The following is a 3,794-nucleotide window of genomic DNA, read 5'->3' as shown; positions in this document are numbered from 1 at the left end:
AATAATTAATCTATTAATATAATTATAACTTATAATTGTTTATTTTTATAGTTTAGTGGGAATTATATTCATTTAACTATGATGAAAAAATATAATCCCCAGAAAAATTTCTTTATAATTCTTTTTCTAATTCATCAACTAAATCTGCAAATACACTTAGTGCTTCGTCTACTGATTCTTTTTTATGCATATCTACACCTGCTGCTTTTAATTGATTTAGAGGATAGTCCGAACCTCCACTTTTTAAGAATTCTTTATATCGATTAACAGCACTTTCACCTTCTTTAAGTATTTGTTTACTTAAAGCACTTGCTGCTGAGAATCCAGTTGCATATTTATAAACATAGAAGTTTGAATAGAAGTGAGGTATTCTCGCCCATTCAAGCCCTATTTGCTTGTCCACAACACAAGAGTTTCCGTAGTATTTTTCATTTAATTTGTAGTATATATCTGTAAATCCTTCTGCTGTTAGTGGCTCTCCACTTTCAACTGTTTCATGTGTTATTTTTTCAAATTCAGCAAACATAGTTTGTCTATAAACTGTTGTTCTAAATTGTTCTAAGTAGTAATTTAATAGATATATTTTTTCTTCTTTTGAAGTTGATTTTTTAAGTAAATAATTTATTAGAAGTAATTCATTTAATGTTGATGCAACTTCTGCAACAAATATTTTATATGATGAATATAAATAATCTTGTGTAGATTTTGAGTAAGTACTGTGCATAGAGTGACCTAATTCATGAATTAATGTAAATAATGAATTTAAGTCATCATGATAATTCATCAGTATGTATGATTTTGAATCATAGCATCCCCATGAATAAGCTCCACCTTGTTTTCCTTCATTTTCATAAACATCTATCCATCCATTTTCAAATGCATCTTTTATGTGAGAAAGATATTCTTCTCCTAATGGTTTTAATGCTTCTAATATGATTTCTTTTGCTTCATCATATGTAATTTTCATATCAAAGTCACCTGTTAAAGGTACATATAAATCATACATATGAATATCATCTAAACCTAAGAATTTCTTTTTAAGGTCTATATATTTATCTAGTGCAGGTATACTTTCACTTACTGATTTTATTAAGTTTTCGTATACATCTACGCTTATATTATCTGCAAATAAAGAACCTTGTAATGCACTTTCATATTTTCTTATTTTTGCATAGAATATTTCTGATTTAACACCACCATAAAGAGTTGATGCAAATGTATTTCTATATTGTTCATAAACTGAATATAAACCTTCAAATGCGTCTTTTCTCACTCTTCTATCTTTGCTCTTTAAGAATAAAGAGAAGTTTGCATGAGTTAATCTTACTTTTTTGCCTTCTTCATCTTCTATTTCTGGGAATTTCATATCAGCATAAGACATCATATCATATACATTTTCAGGTACAGCAGTTAAATCAGATGCCGCTGCTAATATTTCTTCTTCTGTTTCGCTTAAAGTATGAGGTTTTACTCTTAAAATTTCGTCTATATATTTTTTGTAAAACGCCAATTTTTCATCTTGTAGATATTCATTTAACTTTGATTCATCCATGCTTATTATTTCTGGAACCATATATGAAGTTGCCATAGATAATTCTGTAGATAACATATCTATTTTTGTAGCCTTACCTTGATTTTCATTTATTCTAGTGTCTTCATGGCTTTTCATATGAGTATATACATATAATTTTTCAAGTATTCTACCTGCTTCTTCTGAAGTATGTAATGCTTCATATAGGTTTGATTTTGATTCTGATAATTTTCCTTTATAAGTTACAACCTTTTCTACTAATTCTTTTACTTTTTCTATGTCTTTATTTAAGTCTGATTCACTTGGGTACATTTCGTCTATAGTCCATTTGAATTGACTTTCTATCTTTTGTCTTTCCATTTTTCGTCTCCTTTCAAATTCGGCATTATCTATTTATATTTTACCTAATTTACCATATTTTAATCTAATATTTTATTAGTGCTGTTTTAATTATAATAATATAATATTTCCCAAAAATTAATATTTATATTTTATTTGTCATAAAAATATAAATCCAAAACGCCAGCTACATCTCTTATTCTTCTTTCAATCTCTTCTATTCTTATTCTTCTATCATAACTAATATGATATTGTGCTGTCCAAATTTGACTTCCTTTACTGTTAACATCAAAGTTTTTTATACTAATTTTGCATTCTTTTAAAATTGCAAATGTCGCTGTTATAGCTTCTAAACTGGATATTGTAACGTATATATTACAAACTTCCTTTTTAAAAAATAATTTATCAATTCTCTTTAATGATAATAATGTAATCATCTCTAATACCCATGCACTAATTCCTAAAATATATTGACCATATCCTATAGCAATTCCTATACATGCCGTAGCCCAAATTCCAGCAGCAGTAGTCAACCCTGTTATTCCGCTAGAGTTTTTTAATATTGCACCAGCACCTATAAACCCTATCCCAGACAATACTTGTGCAGGAAGCCTGGCAGGGTCCATATTGCTATATGAACTATACGATATAAACAGTTGCACAGCAGTTATAGATGTAATACAAGATCCTATTGCAACAAGTATATGTGTTCTAAATCCTGCAAATTGATTAGACCTCTCCCTTTCTAATCCAGTAAGACCGCCTATAATTAAGCAAATCAACAATCGTATAATAATTTCCTTCTCGTTGATAAGATCCCCTCCCCTATTTAATCAATATTGTATTTATAATTTATGTTAATAAATTTCTTACTACTATTGTATTGACTTATCAATCAAAAATTTACATATACAAATCTTTTTATAAAATAAATAACCCACATCTTGTGGGTTATTTGCTCAAATGTATATATTTATTTATTAAAATATCTATTTGTTTACTTGCTTCAGTTAATTCTTCTTCAAATATCTCAGGATATTGTATATACGTATTTATTTGTTCTCTTACTTCCTCAATTTCTTTTTTTATCATTTCCAATTCATTGTTTTCCATATTATCACCACTAACATTTAAATTTTAATTACTTATTATTGACGCATATTAATAAAAGAATCTTTTATTCTATCCATTTTAGAATAACAAAATTGCGACACTATACCAACAAAAAGTCCGGTAACTAAAGATGTTGCCAACATAAAAGGTAAATATGTTATCATCAAAAAGTTTTCAACTAAAATACTAGCCACTAATAATTGCCCTATATTATGTGCTATTGCCCCTGCAATACTTACACCAATTACTGAAAATCCTTTGATTTTATTTACTAAAAACATCACTATTAAACTTAAATACGCCCCTCCTATGCTAAATAATAAATATGACATTGGACCAGCAAAAATTGATGATAGAATAACTCTAACAGTTACAATTATAAAAGTTTCCTTAAAACCAAAAATTAATAATGAAACTAAAGTTATGATATTAGTCAAACCCAATTTTGCCCCTGGAAAAAATACTATAAATGGGTTTGGAATATATGTTTCTAGTATATATAATATTAAACTATATCCAACCATTAGCCCTAAAAAAACCATCTTCTTTGTTTTCATAAAATTTTATCTCCAAATTTCCATATCATCTAAAAATATATATTCAATCGCCTAATAAATTATGAATTATAGCGAACTTTTAATATTCTTAATAATTATTTCTTTATATATTATATATAATACAATATTTTTCAAAAAATCTCCAGTTTTTGTCTATTTTTAATATAAATTATAGAATAAAGTAACTTTTGCACCTATTGGCATACCTTCTCTTAATTTGAAGTTAGCTACTGATTTTTTAGCTCTTGTTATAA

4 protein-coding genes and 1 pseudogene are annotated in these 3,794 nt (G+C 27.1%); all 5 read right to left on the bottom strand.

Features of this window, described 5'->3' with window-relative positions:
• Window positions 1-112 precede the first annotated feature (112 nt).
• Window positions 113-1,891 (bottom strand): oligoendopeptidase F, encoded by a 1,779-nt coding sequence (gene pepF / locus I4U58_RS13030; protein ID WP_195931772.1) that lies wholly within the window; start codon window positions 1,889-1,891, stop codon window positions 113-115.
• 131 nt (window positions 1,892-2,022) lie between these two features.
• Window positions 2,023-2,652, bottom strand: coding sequence for an MgtC/SapB family protein (locus I4U58_RS13025; protein ID WP_243269637.1), 630 nt, complete (start codon window positions 2,650-2,652; stop codon window positions 2,023-2,025).
• A gap of 169 nt (window positions 2,653-2,821) precedes the next feature.
• Window positions 2,822-2,983, bottom strand: a complete 162-nt coding sequence (locus I4U58_RS13020) for an aspartyl-phosphate phosphatase Spo0E family protein (RefSeq protein ID WP_195931770.1) — start codon at window positions 2,981-2,983, stop codon at window positions 2,822-2,824.
• A gap of 35 nt (window positions 2,984-3,018) precedes the next feature.
• Window positions 3,019-3,540 (bottom strand): Gx transporter family protein, encoded by a 522-nt coding sequence (locus tag I4U58_RS13015; RefSeq protein WP_195931769.1) that lies wholly within the window; start codon window positions 3,538-3,540, stop codon window positions 3,019-3,021.
• A gap of 177 nt (window positions 3,541-3,717) precedes the next feature.
• Window positions 3,718-3,794, bottom strand: a pseudogene (rplE, locus tag I4U58_RS13010) (50S ribosomal protein L5); the annotation flags it as partial.

Source organism: Clostridium sp. 1001270J_160509_D11 (genome assembly GCF_015667935.1).
Taxonomy (GTDB): domain Bacteria; phylum Bacillota; class Clostridia; order Peptostreptococcales; family Peptostreptococcaceae; genus Intestinibacter.
Note: the sequence above shows the minus strand (reverse complement) of the source record. Positions and strands in the feature narration are given on the sequence as shown.